Raw genomic sequence first — 22,066 nt, forward strand, 5'->3', positions numbered from 1 at the left:
CTTCTTTTCAGGAAAATATCAAAAATAATCTCTTGGTTTAACCTAAACAATCACGTCTGTACAACTAATAAAGAGTGTGTCTAAATTAGATTAAGCACGTAAAGTTTAGTACAAAATTTAACAGCTAATAACTTGAATTACTTGTTTATTTAGTATCTTTAAAATCTCAAAGCATACATAGTTCAAGCCGATACTGTTTTAAATCATCATCTGATCTTTTTATATAAATTTATGGTAAATTTATTAAGAAAATCTTCTGTAATTTTGCGTATAATCGAAAAGTATCCGCTAAACCTCTCAGCTTGAGGTTTTCTTATCTCAGCAATTTTGGCGTGGGTAAGAATTATGAAATAGGTAGAAGTAAAACACATTAGCTAATTCTGACCGAGTAGTATTCTATATGTTCGCGCGAAGCTTTGTCTGTATCTTCCTAATAGAGACAGACGAGGAATCCTAATAAAATCTTCTGGAGAAGAGATGTATTTGGCACATTCATTCATGAGTGATGAAAAGCAGCAAAACTCTCACCAGCCTTTGATTTTGGCAGTGGAAGACCATGATGATAGTCTTTTGCTGATTAGTTATGCTCTTGAGTTAATGGGTTGTAGATTTATTTGTCAAACAGATTGTTCTGCAACAGTGCTGGTGGCTAAAGAATATCAACCGGACTTAATTTTGTTGGATATCTTATTACCAGGTCTTAGCGGTATCGATGTTGTGCGTCATCTAAAGCAAGATCCCTTAACTTCCAAAATTCCAGCGATCGCAGTCACGGCTTTAGCTACCACGGAGGATCGAGAGCGTATCCTCAAGGCGGGATTTGATGATTATATCAGCAAACCCTATATGATTGAGGACTTAGAGGCTATAATTCGCCGTGTATTGGGAGGAAAATTCTCTCCTTACTCAGCTTTTGAACTTTGTCAAGATTAGCAATCCAGCAGAAAAATGCCCCCGTGAAGAAGTTAAATGTTCTTGGGTAGTTGGACAGTGAATAAAGTACCTTTACCTACTTCAGAAGCAACCTGGATAGTTCCTGCGTGCCCTTCTACAATCCTGTGGGATAAATGTAGCCCTAAGCCACTACCTGAACGTTTATGTTTGCCTTGGCGAAATCGCTCAAAAATTGTTGCCTGATCTTCGGGTGCAATTCCATATCCTGTATCTTGTACCTCAATTGTTACCGAATCTTGATTTCCTGGAAGAGGTGATGTTTCAAAAATGCGGATTGTGATCCCTCCTGTATCCGTAAATTTGATGGCATTAGCGATCAAATTGTTTAGCACTCGGCGTAGTTCTAAGCGATCGCCCATAATAATCCCAGCATTTTTATCCAGTGGATCTAATTTACTGGTGTCTATTGTCAGGGTCAAACCTTTTTCATTAGTTAGAGGGCTTAGTTCGCTCACCACTTCTTCAGATATCTCACGTAAATCGCATACTTCCCAATTCAACGTTTTTTTACCTGCCTCGAAGCGATAAACTTCTAGGAGGGTGTTTACCATGTCCATCAAATTTTGGTTACTGCGAATCATAACTGCGATCGCCTGTTTCATTTCCGGCGATATTTTGCAGAATGTTTCCATCTCAAACAAACTCAACATCCGATCAGCAGCTACTAAAGGAGTTCGCAAATCATGAGTCAGACGGGAAACAAAGTCTTCCCGTTGGCGGGTCATTTTTTGTTGTTCGTCCAAACTGTGCTTGAGACGTAATAGCGATCGCACTCTTGCAAGTAGTTCATCCGTATCAAATGGTTTACGAATAAAATCGTCAGCACCAGCATCTAAACCTTCGACAACGCTAGATTCATGAAAAGCAGTAATCAGCAGAATTGGAATATAACTAATTGCTGGGTTATTCCGAATCCGACGCGTGACTTCATAACCATCCATCCCCGGCATCATTACATCTAATAAAATCAGATCGGGTGGAGATTTTTCAACTTGCCTCAAAGCCTTTATTCCATCGGAAGCCAAATCAATTTCATATCCCTCACTTTCTAAAATTGCTTGAACCAAAATAAGATTATCTCGAGTGTCATCAACTGCGAGGATACGATAAATTTTATTATTTTCAACTACAGACATAATTTATAAATTTTTATCAGTTTTTGGAAGTAATTTATAGTTTAAATTTAGGATATCCTATCGGTGCTTGCCTAGCTTGAGAAGATGAATGATGGGGATTTTTTGCTCTACCAAAAATTCCGTCGTTGTCTAATTGTAAATTGGGAGGATCATCTGCCACATTTTGTAATGTGATTTGACGCGGCAATTCAATTTTAAACATTGAACCAATGCCCAATTTGCTCTCCAGAAAAATTTTGCCGCCCATCATTCGCACCAATGAATCTACAATTGCCAAACCCAGACCAGTCCCTGGATATTTGCGAGTGATAGTTTGATCGACTTGGCGAAATGCTTCAAAGATACGTTTAAAATCTCTGGGTGCTATACCAATACCTGTATCCCGAACAATAATTACCACTTGATTTGTAGGTAGTTCTTTAACCTCAACCCAAATCTCACCAGACTCTGTGAACTTAATCGCATTCGAGAGTAGGTTAGTTAAAATTTGTCTGATCCGAATAGGATCGTTAAATATGAAAGGATTTTGCAAATCGTTTTGCACTAACAATGACAGCTTTTTAGCATCAGCGAGGGAATGCATTTCACCTACAGCCAGATTTATGACCTTTGATACATCAAATTTTTCTGCCTTTAAGTCTAATCGTCCTATCTCCAGCTTAGAAAAGTCAAGAACTTCATTGAGTAGCATCAGTAAATGCTTCCCATTATTTAAGATGCGCTCGATCATATCTGCTTGCTGGTTACTTAGTTGACCGAACTTAGGACGCAGAAGTATTTGCGAAAAACCAATAATCGCATTCATCGGCGTTCTGAGTTCGTGGGACATAGTGGCCAAAAAATGTGATTTTAACCGTGATGCCTCCAACAGCTTAAAGTTTTGCATTTGAATCTGTTCTTGTTGTCTCTCCAATTCTTGGTTCTTACGAATGAGTTTTTCATGGCTTTCTCTAAGCTGCTCTTTTGCCAAAGCTGCCTGCATTTCAGCCCGATAAATCCGAATTGCACTCCGCAAAACCTGTGCCAAGTTTTCTGGCGATATCCTCGACTTAGAGAGATAGTCTGTAGCACCAGCCTTAATTAATTGAACAGACATTTGTTCATCTCCTTGGCCAGTCAAGACTACTATAGGAACTTTAATTTCCGAAAAACGTAGCCGTTGAATCAAGGTTAGTGCATCCTGGTTTGGTAAATCATAGTCGAGGAAAACACAATCATAAGCAGTACTGCTTAAGGCAGAAAAGGCATCATTGCCATCGTCGGCTTCAGACAGTTCCATCTGAATACCTGCTATCGTCAGACCCTGACGGACTACCACCCTGTCTACTTCATCATCGTCTACAACCAAAATTTTCAGCGTCTCTTCCATCGTTTTTTATTTTTGCCGCTAAACATAGGTTGATGTATAACATTTCTCTTTTGAGATGATCTAATTAAAAAAAAATATAATATTTTCGGACATCTAAAATCTGTAACTTGATTGACTAAGAGGTTTAGCACAATATCCAATATTTGTTTTGCGTTGCCATCATCTTGGCATTAGGCAAGCAAGGTCAAAGGCTTGAGGATATATCCGGCTAGATTTAAGTTGTCAGCTTTCACTCGGTGTTGATCTTGATTTGAGGTTGCCATTACAATTACAGGAGTTGCTTTCTAAGCTAATTATTGGGTTAAATTTAGTCTGTTGTATCCTTAAATCTGGTTAGTTTACCAGACTATTGAAATTAAACTCCTAGCAAACTAACAATGATTTTCGAAAAACTAGCAATTAACAAATTGAAACCTATTGGTCTAGGCACAACACACAGAACTGATATAAAGTAAAATAGAATACTTTACTAAGCTTAAACCAATTGTAAATGAGTGAGCAAGCGACCGTCGTCAGCCATTGGTGAGAGTTGCATACTATTGTCGTGTACCATAAGCTTGAGCAGTTTTAACGATTAGATTTGGTTAGACCAGGTAAATAAGAAAGTACTTCCTATACCTATTTGTGAATCACAAGTAATCTTACCTCCTGGAATTTAAACAATTTTCTTAACGATCACAAACTTTCACAGTTTGGAAAATTACCAAAACCTCCTGGTAAACTTTAGGAAGAATACCAAGCCCTTCTAAGCCTTTTGGCATTAAAACGATTACTCGCCTACTTTGACTGCTTAAGGGTTTAACTTTTGAGCCGTAAGCCCCCCAGCATCTGGATGCACGAGTTATTACCCTATGCAGTTTTGGTTGAATTACTTTTGAAATTGCCCAGCATCGAGCCTGATTTTTCACGTGATAGGGAAAACAAGAGGCAAAACCTAAACCCTTAGCCCCAAAACCTTGTAGGGTTGGGGGAGAATTTAAAACCTCTCTCCTATAAGGAAAAAGGAATGGAAGTGAGGTTTTCCAGATCCCGTTAAAATTCAGAACTTCGTCCATTTTTGTCAGCTTTGTTCAAAGCTTTGTACAAGATAATAGGAAATAACTAATGGAAGATGGCAACTAAAAGCTGAATTCTGAGCAAGGGAGAGCAATTTGGCATTCGTCTCAATATTTCATACTTTTTGTGCAAGTATCTATATATCTCCAGCTAGATATGTCCTCTATCTAAATATCAAAAAATAGTAAATTTATTATTTCTAGCGATGGATGCAGGCTGGTTAAAATATCATCTATGTTTGGTTTGGGGAAATAGCAGAAAGCGCTAACGAAAGGTAATATTTTGAAAGATGCAAACAACATAAGAGCGAGTGTAGCGATGAATGAAATTAGCATTATTTTAATTGAAGATCATGACTTAACACGAATGGGGCTAAGAGCGGCATTACAGTCTCACAGCGCCTTGAAAGTAATAGGCGAAGCAGCAAATGCGACTCAAGGACTAAAACTTTTGGAAACGGCAAAGCCAGATGTAGCTGTTGTAGACATCGGTTTACCTGACATGGATGGCATTGAACTCACCCGTAAATTCAAACGCCATCAAGCTGAAACTGGTCAAACGGCAACGAAAATTCTGATCCTAACAATGGATCACACTGAAGACGCTGTACTTGCAGCTTTTGCAGCAGGTGCTGATTCTTATTACATGAAAGAAACAAGCATTAGTAAATTAACTGAGGCGATTCAAGCAACTCACGGCGGTAACTCTTGGATTGATCCGGCAATTGCCAATGTGGTATTGCGGAAAATGCGCCAAGGCATTCCTGGAGAAAGCCAAAGTTCTGATAAGCCGAAGACTGTAAAAATTGAGGCGCTAGCGTCAGAATACGAGCAAGTTTTAGAAACATATCCCCTGACTCAACGGGAATTGGAAATCTTAGAATTGATTGTAGCTGGGTGTAGCAATGGGCAAATTGCCGAGAAACTCTATATTACAGTTGGTACTGTAAAGACTCATGTTCGTAATATTCTAAATAAATTATGTGCTGATGATCGTACCCAAGCTGCCGTCAGAGCCTTACGTTCTGGGTTGGTAGCATAAGGAACTGGAAACGAGGGAGATCAGGGAAATGAATTAATAAACAATGCCCAATGCCCAATTCCCAATTCCTATCAACTCAATCGTTCCTGTAAACATTCTGCAATGCGTAGTGCGGCCCCTGGTTTACCCATACGCCGCAGTCCATTTTCGGCAATAATTTGCAAAATATCAGGATCTTTGAATAGAGACTGGACGATCTCGGCCACTTCTGCTGGTTGCGCGACTAAAATCAAAGATGAGCCTAAATGACGGCTTTGAGCTTCAGCAAAGGCAGGGTTATATTGGGGGCCATTGCCGGGAATAGCGATCGCAGGTTTCCCTAAACCGATAAACTGTTCTGTGGCTGTACCTGCCATTGCGATCGCAAAATCTCCCAAATGCAAGCAGTCATTATAGGATTGTTGAGTCAGTAAAAGATAAGCATTTCTTTGTTTAAACGTCAATATATTTGGATCGGGAAGTTGGATAGGACATACCGATTCTGCCCGCCAGCCTTGGGATTGCACGCTTTGGGATAAAATATTAGAGTCTAAACCAGGAGCGATCGCACCTAAAAATATCACCGTGCCAGAAGTGTAAAACACCGAATCTCGCTCCTGAAAACTTGCCATCAGCGCAGATACGGCAATCATAATTTTTTCCCAGTTGGTGTATGCTTCTGGCGGACGGGAACCAGGAAGAAGAGTCACCATTAAAGGTCTAGCCGTTTCTTGCTGGTGACTATCCCGACTATAAAATTGTTGGCGTGAAAAGGTCGGTTGTAGACCATCCATCATGGGATTACCCAAATTAAAAGCGGGAATTGGCCATTGTTTTAATGTTTCCGTCGTCAGCACATCTCTAGGAAACACTGCCTTACAACGGCGACGACTCATTAACCAACGTTCCCAAGGATGGTAGACTGAACCAGAAAAATTTTCCCAACGCGCGTCTTTGGATTTCCGTGGTAACAATCCAGCTTCATCGCGCACATAATATTCAGATTTCGCCGTACCCACAAAAGCATAATTAGCACCACTAAAAGTTGCAAACAACAGGGGGACAATATCTCCCACAGCTAAAATCGCTCTTTTATTACCTAATTTTTTTTGAGAACTCACCCATCGGCGGACAGCTTTAATCTGGCTAAGGGTAAGTTGCAATAAACCACCGCGTACATCCCGCGCTAACTGGCGGCCATCCATATAAATAAAGCCGCCAGAAGGCATAGTGCGGACTGAACCGATAAGAGGGATATCCAACTGTTGGTAAGCACGTCCTTCACCCACCAGAGGTAAAGCAAATATCTCTGGTGGGTTTGATTGTCGTTGGAGTTCTTGCAAAATCCGAACTGCAATTACATCTTCCCCATGACCATTACTTAATACAAGTAACCGTAAAGGAGAAGTTGCAGCTTGGGAGTTAGAGGCTACAGATAAGCGGGATGAATTACTCATAAGAAACAAAATATCAAAATTAACTGTCGTTTGGGTAAGAGGTGTAAATAGGGGAAATCGGCGAAGAAGCTGGAAGTTAGTATTATCGCTATTTCTTTGCTTTCCTACAACTAACGCCAAATTCTCAAAGGATGTGTTGTTTAAAATTATTGGAAAAGCTTTTTAATCAAGTCTTTTAATCTAAAATCTAAAATCCAAAATTGATATAACTCCCTGTTAATTAGGTTAAATATTATGCGAGTTTCTGCTACTGCAATTTTTACTTTAGCTACTTTAGCTGCTGCCAATGTGACTCAGCAAGCAACGGCTACATCTGCTAAAACCGTTACTCCAACGGCAAAAGCTGGTAACTTGGTAGTGCCGATAATTGAAGAGACTCCCACACGGATAGAGACAATTGCTTCCCCAGAAACTATAGTTGCACAACAATTTTCTGAAAATCCCGTTGCCGCACAAACAGGTGCAAGCAAAAATTCCCCAGTAGTCTTAAAGTCAACAAAAGAATTAATTTCCCAAGCCATTCTCCCTGCCTCCCCTGCTCCCAAAACCCCTGCTACTGAGAGCAATTTGGTAGTGACAGCTACAGACGTACAGGTAGTGGGAGCCAATCAAGAATTGCAGGAGATTATTCGTAAAGTCATTAAAACCCAGGTAGGTGGAGAAACCAGTCAAAGCCAGCTACAAAAAGATGTAGCTGCAATTTTGGATACAGGTTTATTTAGCAATGTCAGTGTGAATAGCTTTAGCACACAGGCTGGATTGAATGTAGTTTATCAAGTGCAACCAGTAATTGTACGGTCGCTGCAATTATCTGGTGCTAAAGTCCTCACCTACCAAGTGGCCCAACAAAAGTTGCAATCTCAGATTGGAACCACCATCAGTCCTACTGGACTCCAGCAAGCAGTAGTACAAATTAACAAATGGTACGCCGACAATGGTTATAACTTAGCACGAGTGCTATCAATTAAACCCAGTTCTCAAGGTATTCTCACTGTAAATGTTGCTGAAGGCTTAGTGAGTGATATCAAATTTCGCTTTGTCAACGACGAGGGCAAAACCGTTGATAGCAAGGGTAATCCCGTCGGAGGACGCACCAAACCAGATTTCCTACAACAGCAACTCAAGCTGAAACCTGGCCAAATCTTCCAAGAAAATGTCGTCAAGCAAGACATCCAACAGCTATATCGCACTGGTTTATTTGAAACAGTGAATGTTGCCTTAGAAGGAGATGCGACAAAACTTGATTTAGTCTACCAACTTAAAGAAACTGGGGCGCGTGGTGTTAACTTGGGTGGTAGTTACAATGCAGATCAGGGATTAACAGGCACAATCAGCTATCAAGATCAGAATGTCGGTGGTATTAACGATACATTAGGTGTGAATGTTGGCGTAAGTAGCCGAGACTTGCAATTTAATAGCAAATTTGTCAGTCCTTATCGGGCAACAAACCCCGATCGCTTGGGCTACACTATGAATGGTTTTCGTAATCGGGAACTTTCGGAAACCTTTGATGACAAGATTAAGCTAGCTAACGGCGACAAAGTGCGGGAAGGTCAAATTGGTGGGAGTGTCAGCTTACAGCGACCAATTGACAACTGGAATACCTCATTAGGATTAAACTATACCCGAACTAGTATTCGCGATCGCCAAGGTAATATTACCCCAACTGACGCTCAAGGCAATCCCCTATCTGCAAGTGGAACTGGCGTTGATGACCTAACTACCGTATCCTTCACCGCCACCAAAGACCAACGAGATAATCCCCTCAACCCAACTCAAGGTTCCATTTTGAGTTTGAGTACAGAACAATCTCTGCCCATCGGTCAAGGTAATATTTCCCTAAATCGCCTCAAAGCCAATTACAGCCAATATCTACCAGTCCAGTTATTTAACACCAAACAGCCACAAGTCTTTGCTGTAAATGTCCAAGCTGGTACTGTGCTTGGGAATTTACCACCCTACGAAAGCTTTAACTTGGGTGGTTCCAATTCAGTGCGCGGTTACGATTCTGGAGATGTGGGAAGTGGGCGCAGTTATGTCTTAGCTTCCGCAGAATATCGTTTTCCCGTCTTACCAATCGTAGGGGGTGTATTATTTGCTGACTTTGCGTCAGACTTAGGCTCAGGTGATACTGTATTAGGAGATCCGGCGGGTGTGCGAGACAAACCCGGTTATGGTTTTGGTTATGGGGCCGGAGTCCGCTTAAATTCACCACTAGGCTTAATTCGGGCTGATTATGGCATTAATGACCAGGGAGAAAGCAAAGTGCATTTAGGCATAGGTCAGAGGTTTTAAGTATATTCAAACTTTCTTTATGAGGCTGCGCCGGATTTTTTGACCTACTCTTTCCTAACTTCTCACGGCATCTGGAAAACTTCTCTCTAAATCTCTCTCCTTTTAGGCTACGGTGTACACACAAGTGCATTAGACGTAGGTTGGGTGGAGGCTTTGCGTAACCCAACATTCTGATATATGTTGGGTTGCACTCCGCTTCACCCAACCTACAATTTTTTGTAACATTTTAGCCTTGCCACGCCACTAGAGTATGCGCTTCGTTTCTCTTACTTATATTTCATCGTTTGGCGCATTTTAATACAGAATTAGTATAAGAGGTTGTTTTAAAAGTGTTTGGCTGTGATTTTAGGCACTTAATTGATCTCCCCTAACGTCCATTTTGAGGGAGAACCAGAATCCAAGTCCCCCTTTTGAAAGGGGATTTACGGAAATCTAAAACGTTTTGCTACAAGAATACTTTTCAAACATCCTCTTAAAAAGGGAGGAACCGGAATCAAATTCCTCCTGGTCAGATTGATTTAGAGGAAAATAACTGATGTCTGATTTAATGAACAAACAAATCATCCTCAAAAGTCGTCCAGTTGGCGAACCAAAAGAGAGTGATTTTGCTTTAGTAGAAACACCAACTCCCGAACCAGGTGAGGCCGAAATTCTTAGCCGCACCATTTATCTATCTCTCGACCCTTATATGCGTGGTCGTATTAGTGCAAGCGAGTCTTATGCTGCATCAGTAGAATTGAATTCTGCGATCGTGGGTGGTACAGTTAGCCAAGTAATTAAATCAAATCATCCTCAATTTCAAGTAGGGGATTTTGTTCTGAGCAATAACGGTTGGCAAACTTATGCTGTATCTAAGGGTGAGACACTACGTAAACTTGATCCCACTCAAGCACCTTTATCTTATAGCTTAGGTGTACTGGGTATGCCTGGTCTGACAGCTTATGCTGCTTTGCTTGATATCGGCCAACCGAAAGAAGGTGAAACTGTTGTGGTTTCAGCCGCCTCTGGTGCTGTCGGTGCAGTAGCAGGCCAAATTGCCAAAATTAAAGGTGCTAGAGTAGTCGGAATTGTCGGGAGTGATGATAAACGGGACTATATAGTTAAAGAATTAGGTTTTGATGTTGGCATTAACCGCAAAACCCAAAAACTTGATTCAGCACTCAAAGAAGCTGCACCTAATGGAATTGATGTTTACTATGACAATACAGCAGGTGTGATTTTAGAAACTGTATTGCAGCAGATCAACCTTGGGGCAAGAATTCCACTAGTAGGTTTGATTTCGGAGTATAACGCTACATCTACTCCATCAGGGCCTAATTTAATGCCACTACTAATCAAACGAGCTTTAATCAAAGGTTTCTTAGTTTCCGATTATCAACATCGGTTTAATGATTTTTTGCGTGATGTTTCTGGATGGTTACAGTCTGGTCAGCTTAAGTATAAAGAAGATGTAGTTATTGGTTTAGAAAACGCTCCTCGTGCATTCATCGGTTTACTTCGAGGTGAGAATTTTGGCAAGCTGATTGTTAAGGTTAATGACGATCCAACAGTCAACTGAAAGGCATATCACTAAACAGAAAGGAGCAAATCGCAGAAAGTCAGCGTCAGTAGTAGATAATTCAACTAAAGTTTTAGGCGTAACTAAATGCACAACGATTTTAGGAGTAAGCTGCCACTACTGCTGACATTCTGCTTATTTACGAGCTTTTTGCCTGCCTCTGGTTCAGTTTTATGTCCAGCTGTTGCCTCTGACGAATATTATAGAGTAGCCAGAAATAATGGCAGAGATGGACGTGCAGGAACCGATGGGCGATCGGGTAGAAGCGGTGAAAACCAAAACATTTTTGTTAATGGTTCACCCGTTAATTTTGATTTGTCCGGTAAAGATGGGGAAGATGGGGAAGACGGGGAACATAGCGATCGCCCTGACTGTGGTTATCAACGCAATCACGTCAGCCATGATATAAATGCACCAAATGGTGGCAATGGCGGTAACGGCGGTAAGGGAGGAGATGGGGGAAATGGTGGTTCCCTCACAGTGTATTACAGCAATTTAGCAGATTTACGAAACATTTCCGTTCGGGCAACTGGTGGGCAAGGTGGACGTGGCGGTAGAGGTGGCAACGGTACGGAGGGTTGTCGCTGTCACAAGCGGAGTTGGGAAGTTAAAACCTGTAAAGGAACTCCCGGTAGCCCTGATTATAAGTGTACTGAAAAGGTTTATCGATGTAGCAACGGTAGCGATGGGCGAGATGGGAGTGATGGTAGCGATGGTAGCCAAGGGCGCTTAGGAACTTTAAGTATTGTAAATAGCAAGGAAGCTTTGGCAGGCGATAATCCAACGGTGCAGCTAGCAATTTCGGAACTGACAAACAAACCAGTAAACCTTTCGAAGAACAAATGGAATATTCGCAAAGGTGCAGCTTCTCTACTTGCGTCTGGTTCTGCGATCGCAGATGATTACCTTGAGTTTGAACAGCGTCTAGAAGAAACTTTTCAAATAGTTTGGCAAGAAAAACAACCTATTACTAGCTTTGGCAATCAAGCTGTAACACTTAATTTAACTGACAACAAACAAGTAGAAGTTACTTTTGCTGAGGACTTATGGGTTGATGGTAGCATCAAAAATGAAGCTAATTTAACAACATTTACCGTTAACCATGCCATTCCCAAAAAAGATGTCACCCGGTTAGCTGTAGCAGAGTTTGCCGAAGCAGGACAAAACCTCAACTTAAAAATAGTTGATTTGGCAGCGAAATCTGATGCTATTAATACTCAGTTTCGTATTAAATTCCGCGCCCAGGATAACTTGTACGGCTTTTCTGGTTACAAAACTGAATATGAAGGGGATATTCCCAACGAACTTGTGACTCGTGACTACAACCGTTTTACTCTAGCTTTAGGCAAGCTCAAAATTCCTGACTCAGCTTTACGTCCTGGTGTCAACGTTGATATTGAAGTCGTAGCAACTCGTTCCTTGGGAATACGTTCTGCCAAGCAAACTATTAGCTGGCAGGGTGCAATCCGCAAGCCTAGTACCGCAAGGCGGAATTAAAAATTAAAAATTAAAAATGAATCCAGCGTAAGCATTTCATTGATTTGGAATGGGTGGTTTATTTTCGCCGTGTTGTACTAGATAAAATTTAGGAAGATTTTTTACCATCTGAAACCATTTGCGAAAGAATATAAGCTGCGAAATCTAGCAACTGATCCAGCAAAAAGCCAATGATACCAATGTAGAGGATCACCTGAATTATATAATCAGCATTGCCAGCTTTATAAGCTTCCCAGAGAGTAAAGCCAAGTCCTTTTGGGCCTGTTAACATTTCTATAGAAATAACTATAAACCAAGCTACCCAAATACTAACTTTCAAGGCATGAAATATATGGAATATAGCTACTCGAAAGTTATTATTTTGCCTACGAAAATGTTGCATACCAATTGCCGTATTAATAATCATCGTCCAGAGAGTTCCTAGAAAAACTACTGTAGTAGCAGCCGATTCGCTCTCTTGAAATACTATTAATGCAATAGGTAGTAAAGCTATAGGAGGGATGCTATGTGGTATCTGGAATATCAGCCTAAATAACTGATAAACCATGCTATTCATACCTATTAGGTATCCGATAAAACTACCTAAAACGGCGGCAGGAATGTAACCCACAAACAACCGTTGCAGGCTAGCTAAAATGTCTAAAAACATATATTCTCTCTGCCTCAGTTCTCATGGAAAAGATTTAGAAAATACTGTGGCAACAACACAAAATAGCGAAGATAAAAATGTGTTAAATTACACGCTCTCGTTGAAGAATACAAGATTTTTTTATCTTCTCCTTGCTGATAATTAATCAAGAAAAATTAGGTATTATTACGATGTTTTGGTAGTAATGCAAAGAGGTGTAAAGCTTGACTTTAGTAAAGTTTATCAGAAAAATAAATCCTGATTAGTAAATTAAATACAATTTCCAGATTTTAATTGTTTGATGATTGTAGTAAGTGATCTGCGGGTTAATAGTATCCTAACCAGTTGAAACTCGGTTTACTGGTACTTTATTTTCACGCAAGTCCCTAAATATGAATATGTAATATTTTTAATATTAAATAAATAAACCTCAGCTATGTTGAAACCTAGAGTTTTTAAAAGATATATTGATGTAGGTTGGGTGGAGTGAAACGTAACCCAACATTACCACCAAATTTTATGTTGGGTTATGCGATCGCTGCACCCAACCTACAAAACTAAGAGGATGTTTGAAAAGTTTTAGTCAAATAGAATGATGCCTCCGGCACGCCAAGGGCAAACGCTACTACACAAACGAATGCGAGTGCGTCTCTAAGAGTTGCCCTAAGAAAAAATCAAGGCTTTTAACCCACGCAGGTGGGTTTTGTTTGTGTAGCCGCGACTTCCAGTCGCCCGGTGAGTAATAAATTAGACTTTTCAAACAACCTCTAAGAGCCGACATCACCAAATCTTATAAATTTCAGTGTGTCCTTTTTATCAAGATGCGATTATTTCCCTAGATTCCGCTTCATTTGTTCTAACTCATCTTGGGTTTCCCAGCTACGGAACTTTTCTTCTAAGTCATCAAACCCACTAGAATAATTGCTAGTTTTATTTGACCAGCCACTGGTTTCAAAACGCTGCTGAGTTTGCGCTTTATCACGGGCTGTTTGTGCTTCGGCTGCTTTAGCTTGCACCTCCTGTCGGCGTTGTTGAATTTTTCGTAGAAGTTCTTGAGATTGATTAATGCGTTCTTTCAGCCCTTGCATGTGTCCCCACTTCTGATTTCCTTCGCGCAACAGGGCTGCTTCTCGCTCACCCGCCGCAGTCGCTAAATCTTCTCTATTAGCGTTTTTGGCTTTTTGAACACGGATATGCCAACGCTGAATTTCTTGAGCGGTGGAGAGAATTTCTTCTTGCGATCGCTTCTCTTGCAATTGTAAATCTGCGATCAGCTTTAATGTGTCTTCTTCTTGCTCACGCAGCTGTTCTAGCAGCGCCTCTAACTCCAAATGTGGATTGTTACGCAAGAATTCTTCTAAACGGTTTTCTAAAAACCGACTCAAATCATCAAATAAGCCCACTGCTAGAACTCCAGAGATCGGGTGCGTGACTATTTTATTGTAGTAGTCCGGTGGACTTCTGGGTGTTAGTTAGATTTCAAAGTTGGGAAAAATGTATTTGGTGAAACTACGTAAACAACGCTGATTTACAAAATAAGGCTTTAATCAGTATGAGATCGAGGGGTAGTTGGGGCTGACTAGATTATTAGACTGAAACTTTCCAAATATCAATAAATTTTCTATAAACCTCATCTCTGTTGAAACCTAGAGTTTTTTAAAAGATATATTTATGTAGGTTGGGTGGAGTGAAACGCAACCCAACATTACCGCCTTATTTATGTTGGGTTACGCGATCGCTCGCTGCACCCAATCTACAAAACTACGGTTCTCAAGCTAGACGAGGTTTATATCGTCAATATTTTTTAGCTCAACTGCTCATTTTCGATCAGAACTGTAACAGATGCGATCGCAATCAACATTTCATCATTTTTATCATTGAGTTCGGGAATGGCCCGCCCTTGAACTATCATTCCCCCAGATTCTACGGTAAGACTTTTCCGACCAAATGGCAGGACAGCTAGTACCTCTTCTTCTCTAACTTGTTCGGGGTATGGCACTGCTACCTGAACTTCTATAATCATTTCATTGGGGTGACTTAAACCTGCAACTTCCCAAACACCAGGTAAAGCATTGTGAGCGATCGCATTCCGTACCGCCCTAGATGCTGCTACTGTAGGTTCTTGTCCATGCTGATCTATTCCCATCCCCATCTCAATAATCAACCGTTTACGCACCATTACTACCTCCGGTAAATTCTCCACCTTTCAGCACCAAAGGCAGCTATAGCAGGGACAGAAGGCTCAGTTGGAATACTGCATCTCTTCCTTACAAGACCCTTCATGCAGAGTCCTACAATCCAAGCCACATAATCCTGCCTCCTGACCCCTGCTTCCTTTAGACCAAACGCTGTAAGCGACTAAGACGCTCTGAGTAACTTTTCATCACCTGTATGGCAAACATAGGTGTTTCCTGAACGGCAAAGAGAAACCCTTCTTCATCAAGAAAACCTAGTTTAGTATCCACCTTGGCAATAGCTGTGTAATTTCTATTTTTTATTCCTACAAGTATTCCAGCACCAAAAACTTCGCCCTGCTCAATAGTTTCTACAACCTTGCCATTAACTACTATCTCTACCTCTCCTTCCAGAATGCCGTACATACTATCACCAGATTGCCCTTCTTCAAAGATGACTTCACCTGCTGAGAATGCTTCAGGATCGGGTTGTTTTTGAAAGATACTGACTGTTATTACAGGACTTAGCATTAGAGCAACCCCAAAATTCTTGGTTTTTAAACGAAACTTTTTGATAGTTTTAGGCGAACCCAAAAAAGTATACTACTTTATGTTGATTAACTCTCGCTCAATCTCCGCAAAATTCCTGATTAGTCTCCTAATCGCCTAAAAACCTTTCCCTGGTTTTACTCTACGGTGTACACATAAGTTATCGAATCACTACCAGTCCTCGAATTACCCTACCCTAACTCTCCCCTTATACTTATAAAGGTTTTACCCCACCCTAACCTCCCCTTATAAAGGCTACGGTGTACACACATCTCTGTACAAACCCAAAATCGTTGGAGATCCCCCTAAATCCCCCTTAAAAAGGGGGACTTTAAGAAACTTTTGCCCCCCTTTTTAAGGGGGGTTGGGGGGATCAAAAGGCTCTGGGGCAGCTCTAGAAGACTTGTGTGTACACCGTAGCCTTATAAAGGGGAGGGAACTAGATAGATTTCTTTTTCCACCTTTTACAAGGGGGGATTAAGGGGGGTAATTCGACTTGTGTGTACACCGTAGCTTATAAAGGGGAGGGAATTAGATGTTCTAGTTTCCTCTTTATAATGTTATTTTGGCGATCGCATTTGCTGATATAGCGTTCGCATTTGTTGATATAGCGTTCGCATTTGTTGATATAGCGTTCGCATTTGTTGATATAGCGTTCGCATTTGTTGATATAGCGTTCGCATTTGTTGATATAGCGTTCGCATTTGCTGATATAGCGTTCGCATTTGTTGATATAGCGTTCGCATTTGTTGATATAGCGTTCGCATTTGTTGATATAGCGTTCGCATTTGCTGATTGCACTTATTCTCAAACAACAAATCGATATGAAAATGGGTAAAAATACAGAGAAACTCGTAATTATTTCGTTAAAAGTTTAACAAAATAAATCCACAAAACTACCCATCTCAGGCAAAAGGATACTCCACTATGTTGAAAAAGGAATTCTTAAAAAAAAGGATATCTCATGTCTTTAAGAACTCGTGGTTCTGCTGCTGTTGACAAAGCCCAACTTCGTCTTGCCTTGCTTAAATCCATTGATGAAAATCTGGATTTAGGACATGGATTAACCATTGAAGCCTACAACCACCTCGTTAATATTACCCGTGCGACATTAGAAGCTCATAACACGCTTGTGTCCAATCTTGAAGAATCGCGTAAGACAGTAACCCAGATGGATAAAACCCTCTCCGAAATGTCTGAACGAATGCTAAGTGGAGTTGCAACTATCTATGGCAGAAATAGTATAGAGTATTCCAAAGCTGGCGGCTCTAATGGAAAAAGAAATAAAAAATATAGTTCAAAAGTTGCTCCAGTTGTAGCGGTTCTTCCCACTCAATCGGCTCAAGCTACAATTGCGAATGCGTCAACTAACGGTAAAAGCACAACTCCTTTGCTGCAATAATCCGCTTGACATCATAAATTTAGTGCCGTGTCAAGCTTAAATTTGTGCATTAAATGTAAGTTGGGTCGATGTAACGAAACCCAACCAGACGGGTTTCGACTACTTCGACTTCGCTCAGTACAAGTGCGCTCAACCCTCAGCGCTCGAGAGTTGAGCGCAGTCGAAACTCGGTTTACTAGTACTTTATTTTCACCCAAGTCTCTTAACGAAAATTCAAGGTAGGGAGAGGTCTATTAAACTCGCTCTCAAAAAGCGAATTTTGGTTTTCCTGGCATCTCCTATAATTAATAAAACCTGCACACCTAATTCTAGGCATGAGACTGTGACCGAATCAGGAAGTTACAAAGATACTGTCAACCTACCCAAGACTAACTTTGATATGCGGGCAAACGCAATCAAGCGTGAGCCTGAAATCCAAAAATTTTGGGAAGAAAATAAAATTTACGATCGCCTCTCCAAAAATAACCCCGGCGAATTATTTATACTACACGATGGGCCTCCCTACGCTAACGGCTCTTTCCATAGTGGTCATGCCTTAGGTAAAATTCTTAAAGATATTATTAATCGCTATCAACTGCTACGAGGGCGTAAGATTCGCTACGTACCTGGTTGGGACTGTCACGGTTTGCCAATTGAGTTGAAAGTTTTGCAGAATATGAAGCCAGCAGAACGGCAAACCTTAACGCCTTTACAACTGCGGCAAAAAGCTAAACAATTTGCACTAGAAGCGGTGGCTGACCAAAGCAAAAGCTGTAAGCGCTTCGGGATGTGGGGTGATTTTGAACACTCTTATCTAACTTTGCAGCCGGAATATGAAGCAGCGCAAATTGGCGTATTTGGTCAGATGTTCTTAAAGGGATACATCTATCGCGGTTTAAAGCCGGTTCACTGGAGTCCGAGTTCTAAAACTGCTTTGGCTGAAGCTGAGTTGGAATATCCTGAAGGTCACGTTTCGCGCAGTATCTATGCAGCTTTTGCAATCACAAGTTTGGCAGAAGCTGTAAAACCACTATTGGCGGAATATCAGTCAGATTTGGGTGTGGCTATTTGGACAACTACACCTTGGACACTTCCGGGGAATTTGGCGGTGGCGGTGAATGCAGATTTGAATTATGCAGTGGTGGAAGTTTCACCTTCAGAGGCGCAGAGTAATTTTAAATATCTCATCGTTGCAGCTGATTTAGTCGAACGTTTATCTTCAACGTTGGGAGTTGAGTTAACTGTAAAAGCCACCTTCAAGGGGAATGACTTAGAACATACTACTTACCGTCATCCTCTATATGACCGTGAAAGTCCGATTGTTGTCGGCGGTGATTACATTACTACTGAATCGGGTACTGGATTAGTACATACTGCACCCGGTCATGGTCAAGAAGATTATATTGTTGGTCAGCGCTACGGTTTACCCATCCTTGCACCAGTAGATGACAATGGCAATTTTACCGAAGAAGCGGGACAATTTGCTGGATTAAATGTGCTGGGTGATGGGAATCAAGCGGTGATTGATGCACTGGCTGCGGCTGGTTCTTTGTTGAAAGAAGAAGCATATCCCCACAAGTATCCTTATGATTGGCGGACGAAGAAACCAACGATTTTCCGCGCCACTGAACAATGGTTTGCTTCCGTAGAAGGATTTAGAGAAGAAGCATTAAAGGCGATCGCCACGGTAAAATGGATTCCAGCCCAAGGTGAAAATCGCATCACGCCAATGGTAGCGGAACGTTCCGATTGGTGTATCTCTCGTCAGCGTGTTTGGGGTGTACCCATTCCCGTTTTCTACGATGAAGAAACAGGAGAAGTACTGCTGAATGAGGAAACTATCAACCATGTTCAAGGAATTATCAAAACAAAGGGTTCTGATGCTTGGTGGGAATTATCAGTTGAGGAATTATTACCAGAATCTTATCGCCAAAATGGTAAGTCTTACCGCAGAGGTACAGACACGATGGATGTGTGGTTTGATTCTGGCTCATCTTGGGCAGCTGTAATCAAGCAGCGTCCAGAGTTGCACTACCCGGCTGATTTGTACTTGGAAGGTTCAGACCAACATCGCGGTTGGTTTCAGTCAAGCTTGCTCACTAGTGTAGCAGTGAATGACATTGCACCTTACAAAACTGTCTTAACTCACGGCTTTGTTTTAGATGAACAAGGGCGTAAAATGAGTAAGTCAGAAGGAAATGTGGTTGACCCAAATATATTTATTGAAGGCGGGAAAAATCAAAAAGCAGAACCGGCTTACGGTGCAGATGTCTTAAGGTTGTGGGTATCATCGGTAGATTACTCCAGCGATGTCCGCATTGGCAAAAACATCATCAAGCAGTTGAACGATGTCAGAGGCAAAATTCGCAATACAGCGCGGTTTTTGTTGGGTAGCTTGGATGATTTTGACCCGGAAAAAGATACAGTTCCCTTCGAGGAATTGCCAGAACTTGACCGTTATATGCTACACCGCATCGGCGAGGTATTTGAGGAAGTAACCGAAGCCTTTGAGAGTTTCCAATTCTTCCGTTTTTTCCAAACTGTGCAGAATTTCTGCGTGGTGGATTTATCCAACTTTTATTTAGATGTTGCCAAAGATAGGCTGTACATCAGTGCAAAAGATTCTTTCCGCCGTCGCAGTTGTCAAACGGTGCTGAAAATAGCTTTAGATAATTTAGCACGAGCGATCGCACCAGTGTTATCTCACACTGCCGAAGATATCTGGCAATATCTCCCCTACAAAACACCTTATAAATCAGTGTTTGAAGCTGGTTGGGTAAAGATTGAGGAAAAATGGCGTAATCCAGAGTTAGCGGAATTTTGGTCAGCGCTGCGACAACTCCGCACCGATGTTAATAAGGTTTTAGAACAAGCCAGAATCGAAAAACTCATTGGTTCTTCCCTAGAAGCAAAAGCTTTGATTTATATACCTCACAAACAGTTAGGTGATGCTATCAAAGCCTTTAACCCGGTGAAGGGTAACGGGATTGACGAACTGCGCTATTTATTGCTGACTTCCCAAGTGGAATTATTAGATTCTGCTCAAGGGTTGCAAGGATTGGAATATACAGCGCAGACGGAAGACTGGGGAATTGGTGTAGTGAAAGCAGAGGGGCAAAAGTGCGATCGCTGTTGGAACTACTCTACTCATGTGGGAGAATCAGCAGAACACCCCTTAATTTGTGAACGGTGTGTTGCAGCCTTAGCCGGAGAGTTCTAGTTAAATAGACCTGAGTTCAACGAACCTCCCTCTGCCTTGGAATAAAGTTCAAGCCTTTCCCTCTCCAACTCGGAGAGGGAAAATTTTGTCTACTAAGACCAGCGAGAGGTCTTTTCATCCAGGTAATCAGATAGACACGACCTAATCCAATACTTTTCGGATAAGCAGAATAAACAACTTTCTTTTGGTCTGGGAAAAGGTTGCTGGACAAGGGTTAAACGTGAATTTAAACCCTTTACCTTTCCCCCTTAACCGAAAAGTATTGCTAACTAATCCGTATAATTCACGCAAAATCAGGTTGTAGTCACCGCCTGAAAAAGATATTTTACGTAATACATATCATGGTTTTTTTGTAAAGCAAGTAATTTCTAAGGGTTATATACTTACAAGCAAAAAATCAGGTGTTTTTACTGAAGCCGACTAAGTACTTTCACCGTATCCTTTTCATGTATAGAGCCATATCACAGTTTTGTGAAGAAAACATAAAGGTATGGATTAATACGTAAATTCCCGATTAAAACATCCATTAACTTAATCAAAATTCAAGAAATACAAAGATATGTCAAGTAAAGTTGCTAAAGAGTTGGCAGATTTTTTGCTGCAAATAGAACAGCGATCGCAATTTCATGCAGGCTATCCGTATAATTTAAGTTGTGATTACAGTGCGATCGGCAAATTTTTCAATCATCTGCTAAATAATGCTGGAGACCCATATATTGAGCCAGATTTTGGTCTCCATTCCCGTAAATTTGAGCAAGAAGTATTAGCTTTTTTTGCTCACCTCTATAAAATTCCAGAAAATCAGTTTTGGGGTTATGTTACAGCTGGTGGAACTGAAGGTAATTTATATGGAATTTTCTTAGCAAGAGAAATCTATCCTAATGGGATTCTTTACTCATCACAAGACTCTCATTACTCAATTCCCAAAGCTGCGAAATTATTTCGCATTCCACATAATGTTGTGAATTCGCAAATTAATGGAGAAATGAATTATGACCATTTTGAACAACTACTTAGCGAAAATCGTCGTTATCCAGCCATCATAAATTTAAATATTGGGACTACTGTCAAAGGTGCAATTGATAACTTAGACAAAGTTCTAGAAATTTTAGAGCGCAATCAGATTAAAGATTACTACATTCATTGTGATGCTGCACTTTCAGGATTAATATTACCGTTTCTAGATGGCGCTCCGCAAGTGAATTTTCAAAAACCCATAGATAGTGTAGCTATTTCTGCTAAATTCATTGGTTCTCCCTTACCTTGTGGTGTAGTTTTAACTAAGAAAAAATGGGTAGAAAAAGTTGAAACAGAAATTGAATATATTGGTTCAAAAGATACAACTATCCTGGGATCTAGAAATGGTCACACCCCCCTAATTCTCTGGTATGCAGTACAAACAAGAGGTTATGATGGATTAGCTAAAGAGGCTAAGACCTGTATTCATAATGCTCAATATCTTTTCCAACAACTTCAAATCAGAGAATATCCATGTATGTTAAACAGATTTTCAAACACAGTAGTTTTTCAAAAACCTTCTCAAAGGTTAATTAAAAAGTGGCAATTAGCAGTTTTTGAAAATTTGGCACACATGATAGTCATGCAAAATATTGGTCGGGAGAAAATCGATGTTTTTATTAATGAACTATTGTTAGAAGAAGGGTTAGTTAATAATGCAGAAAATTTCCAGCTACAGCCAGTACTACAACACTAATGTAGATCCTCAAGTATAATTGTTTTTTCAATTTTACAAGGTGTTCTCCAAACAGCAT

At 40.8% G+C, this 22,066-nt stretch carries 16 protein-coding genes; 8 read left to right on the top strand and 8 right to left on the bottom strand.

Annotated features, from left to right (window positions below; translation table 11 throughout):
- The first annotated feature begins 477 nt into the window (after nt 1-477).
- Complete coding sequence (locus tag GNF10_RS05815; protein ID WP_185586807.1) at nt 478-933, top strand: response regulator; 456 nt, start codon at nt 478-480, stop codon at nt 931-933.
- A gap of 32 nt (nt 934-965) precedes the next feature.
- Here GNF10_RS05815 and GNF10_RS05820 read toward each other — a convergent pair whose 3' ends face one another.
- Complete coding sequence (locus tag GNF10_RS05820) at nt 966-2,090, bottom strand: hybrid sensor histidine kinase/response regulator (RefSeq protein WP_185586809.1); 1,125 nt, start codon at nt 2,088-2,090, stop codon at nt 966-968.
- A 34-nt stretch (nt 2,091-2,124) separates the two neighbouring features.
- Complete coding sequence (locus GNF10_RS05825; protein WP_185586811.1) at nt 2,125-3,459, bottom strand: hybrid sensor histidine kinase/response regulator; 1,335 nt, start codon at nt 3,457-3,459, stop codon at nt 2,125-2,127.
- A gap of 1,374 nt (nt 3,460-4,833) precedes the next feature.
- Between GNF10_RS05825 and GNF10_RS05830 the strand changes: the two genes are divergently transcribed.
- Nucleotides 4,834-5,556 carry a response regulator transcription factor gene (locus tag GNF10_RS05830; protein ID WP_185586813.1) on the top strand — a complete coding sequence of 241 codons (723 nt, stop codon included), beginning with the start codon at nt 4,834-4,836 and terminating at the stop codon, nt 5,554-5,556.
- A 71-nt stretch (nt 5,557-5,627) separates the two neighbouring features.
- Here GNF10_RS05830 and GNF10_RS05835 read toward each other — a convergent pair whose 3' ends face one another.
- A complete protein-coding gene (locus GNF10_RS05835; RefSeq protein WP_185586815.1) occupies nt 5,628-6,992 on the bottom strand; it encodes a lipid-A-disaccharide synthase-related protein in 1,365 nt (454 codons plus the stop codon).
- A 234-nt stretch (nt 6,993-7,226) separates the two neighbouring features.
- Here GNF10_RS05835 and GNF10_RS05840 point away from each other — a divergent pair, with 234 nt between their 5' ends.
- The 3 genes from GNF10_RS05840 to GNF10_RS05850 all read left to right on the top strand — a co-directional run bounded on the left by GNF10_RS05840 (nt 7,227) and on the right by GNF10_RS05850 (nt 12,342).
- Nucleotides 7,227-9,287 (top strand): outer membrane protein assembly factor, encoded by a 2,061-nt coding sequence (locus GNF10_RS05840; protein ID WP_185586817.1) that lies wholly within the window; start codon nt 7,227-7,229, stop codon nt 9,285-9,287.
- A gap of 535 nt (nt 9,288-9,822) precedes the next feature.
- A complete protein-coding gene (locus tag GNF10_RS05845; RefSeq protein WP_185586819.1) occupies nt 9,823-10,845 on the top strand; it encodes an NADP-dependent oxidoreductase in 1,023 nt (340 codons plus the stop codon).
- 87 nt (nt 10,846-10,932) lie between these two features.
- Nucleotides 10,933-12,342 carry a collagen-like protein gene (locus GNF10_RS05850; RefSeq protein ID WP_185586821.1) on the top strand — a complete coding sequence of 470 codons (1,410 nt, stop codon included), beginning with the start codon at nt 10,933-10,935 and terminating at the stop codon, nt 12,340-12,342.
- Between the two features lie 88 nt (nt 12,343-12,430).
- On the opposite strand, the gene GNF10_RS05855 is transcribed toward GNF10_RS05850, so the two are convergent.
- The 5 genes from GNF10_RS05855 to GNF10_RS05875 all read right to left on the bottom strand — a co-directional run bounded on the left by GNF10_RS05855 (nt 12,431) and on the right by GNF10_RS05875 (nt 16,481).
- The gene (locus GNF10_RS05855) at nt 12,431-12,991 is read right to left on the bottom strand and encodes a nitrate transporter (protein WP_185586823.1); all 561 of its coding nucleotides are present in this window, start codon (nt 12,989-12,991) and stop codon (nt 12,431-12,433) included.
- A gap of 806 nt (nt 12,992-13,797) precedes the next feature.
- On the bottom strand, nt 13,798-14,373 hold the full coding sequence (locus GNF10_RS05860) for a TIGR04376 family protein (RefSeq protein ID WP_185582130.1): 576 nt from the start codon (nt 14,371-14,373) through the stop codon (nt 13,798-13,800).
- 401 nt (nt 14,374-14,774) lie between these two features.
- Complete coding sequence (locus GNF10_RS05865) at nt 14,775-15,149, bottom strand: Lin0512 family protein (protein ID WP_185582139.1); 375 nt, start codon at nt 15,147-15,149, stop codon at nt 14,775-14,777.
- A 157-nt stretch (nt 15,150-15,306) separates the two neighbouring features.
- A complete protein-coding gene (locus GNF10_RS05870) occupies nt 15,307-15,675 on the bottom strand; it encodes a cyclic nucleotide-binding domain-containing protein (RefSeq protein ID WP_185582131.1) in 369 nt (122 codons plus the stop codon).
- A gap of 578 nt (nt 15,676-16,253) precedes the next feature.
- Nucleotides 16,254-16,481 carry a hypothetical protein gene (locus GNF10_RS05875; RefSeq protein ID WP_185582132.1) on the bottom strand — a complete coding sequence of 76 codons (228 nt, stop codon included), beginning with the start codon at nt 16,479-16,481 and terminating at the stop codon, nt 16,254-16,256.
- 176 nt (nt 16,482-16,657) lie between these two features.
- Between GNF10_RS05875 and GNF10_RS05880 the strand changes: the two genes are divergently transcribed.
- The 3 genes from GNF10_RS05880 to GNF10_RS05890 all read left to right on the top strand — a co-directional run bounded on the left by GNF10_RS05880 (nt 16,658) and on the right by GNF10_RS05890 (nt 22,008).
- Nucleotides 16,658-17,095, top strand: a complete 438-nt coding sequence (locus tag GNF10_RS05880) for a hypothetical protein (protein WP_185582133.1) — start codon at nt 16,658-16,660, stop codon at nt 17,093-17,095.
- 322 nt (nt 17,096-17,417) lie between these two features.
- On the top strand, nt 17,418-20,294 hold the full coding sequence (ileS, locus tag GNF10_RS05885; protein WP_185582134.1) for an isoleucine--tRNA ligase: 2,877 nt from the start codon (nt 17,418-17,420) through the stop codon (nt 20,292-20,294).
- A gap of 559 nt (nt 20,295-20,853) precedes the next feature.
- The gene (locus GNF10_RS05890) at nt 20,854-22,008 is read left to right on the top strand and encodes a histidine decarboxylase (protein WP_185582135.1); all 1,155 of its coding nucleotides are present in this window, start codon (nt 20,854-20,856) and stop codon (nt 22,006-22,008) included.
- Nucleotides 22,009-22,066: the final 58 nt, after the last annotated feature.

Source organism: Nostoc sp. UCD121, assembly GCF_014222285.1.
In the GTDB taxonomy this organism is placed as follows: Bacteria; Cyanobacteriota; Cyanobacteriia; order Cyanobacteriales; family Nostocaceae; genus Nostoc.

Excerpts from the sequence above, each read along its gene's own strand:
- GNF10_RS05815 (WP_185586807.1), top strand. The coding sequence starts at position 478 with ATGTATTTGGCACATTCATTCATGAGTGATGAAAAGCAGCAAAACTCT.
- GNF10_RS05820 (WP_185586809.1), bottom strand. The coding sequence starts at position 2,090 with ATGTCTGTAGTTGAAAATAATAAAATTTATCGTATCCTCGCAGTTGAT.
- GNF10_RS05825 (WP_185586811.1), bottom strand. The coding sequence starts at position 3,459 with ATGGAAGAGACGCTGAAAATTTTGGTTGTAGACGATGATGAAGTAGAC.
- GNF10_RS05830 (WP_185586813.1), top strand. The coding sequence starts at position 4,834 with ATGAATGAAATTAGCATTATTTTAATTGAAGATCATGACTTAACACGA.
- GNF10_RS05835 (WP_185586815.1), bottom strand. The coding sequence starts at position 6,992 with ATGAGTAATTCATCCCGCTTATCTGTAGCCTCTAACTCCCAAGCTGCA.
- GNF10_RS05840 (WP_185586817.1), top strand. The coding sequence starts at position 7,227 with ATGCGAGTTTCTGCTACTGCAATTTTTACTTTAGCTACTTTAGCTGCT.
- GNF10_RS05845 (WP_185586819.1), top strand. The coding sequence starts at position 9,823 with ATGTCTGATTTAATGAACAAACAAATCATCCTCAAAAGTCGTCCAGTT.
- GNF10_RS05850 (WP_185586821.1), top strand. The coding sequence starts at position 10,933 with ATGCACAACGATTTTAGGAGTAAGCTGCCACTACTGCTGACATTCTGC.
- GNF10_RS05855 (WP_185586823.1), bottom strand. The coding sequence starts at position 12,991 with ATGTTTTTAGACATTTTAGCTAGCCTGCAACGGTTGTTTGTGGGTTAC.
- GNF10_RS05865 (WP_185582139.1), bottom strand. The coding sequence starts at position 15,149 with ATGGTGCGTAAACGGTTGATTATTGAGATGGGGATGGGAATAGATCAG.
- GNF10_RS05870 (WP_185582131.1), bottom strand. The coding sequence starts at position 15,675 with ATGCTAAGTCCTGTAATAACAGTCAGTATCTTTCAAAAACAACCCGAT.
- GNF10_RS05875 (WP_185582132.1), bottom strand. The coding sequence starts at position 16,481 with ATGCGAACGCTATATCAACAAATGCGAACGCTATATCAACAAATGCGA.
- GNF10_RS05880 (WP_185582133.1), top strand. The coding sequence starts at position 16,658 with ATGTCTTTAAGAACTCGTGGTTCTGCTGCTGTTGACAAAGCCCAACTT.
- GNF10_RS05890 (WP_185582135.1), top strand. The coding sequence starts at position 20,854 with ATGTCAAGTAAAGTTGCTAAAGAGTTGGCAGATTTTTTGCTGCAAATA.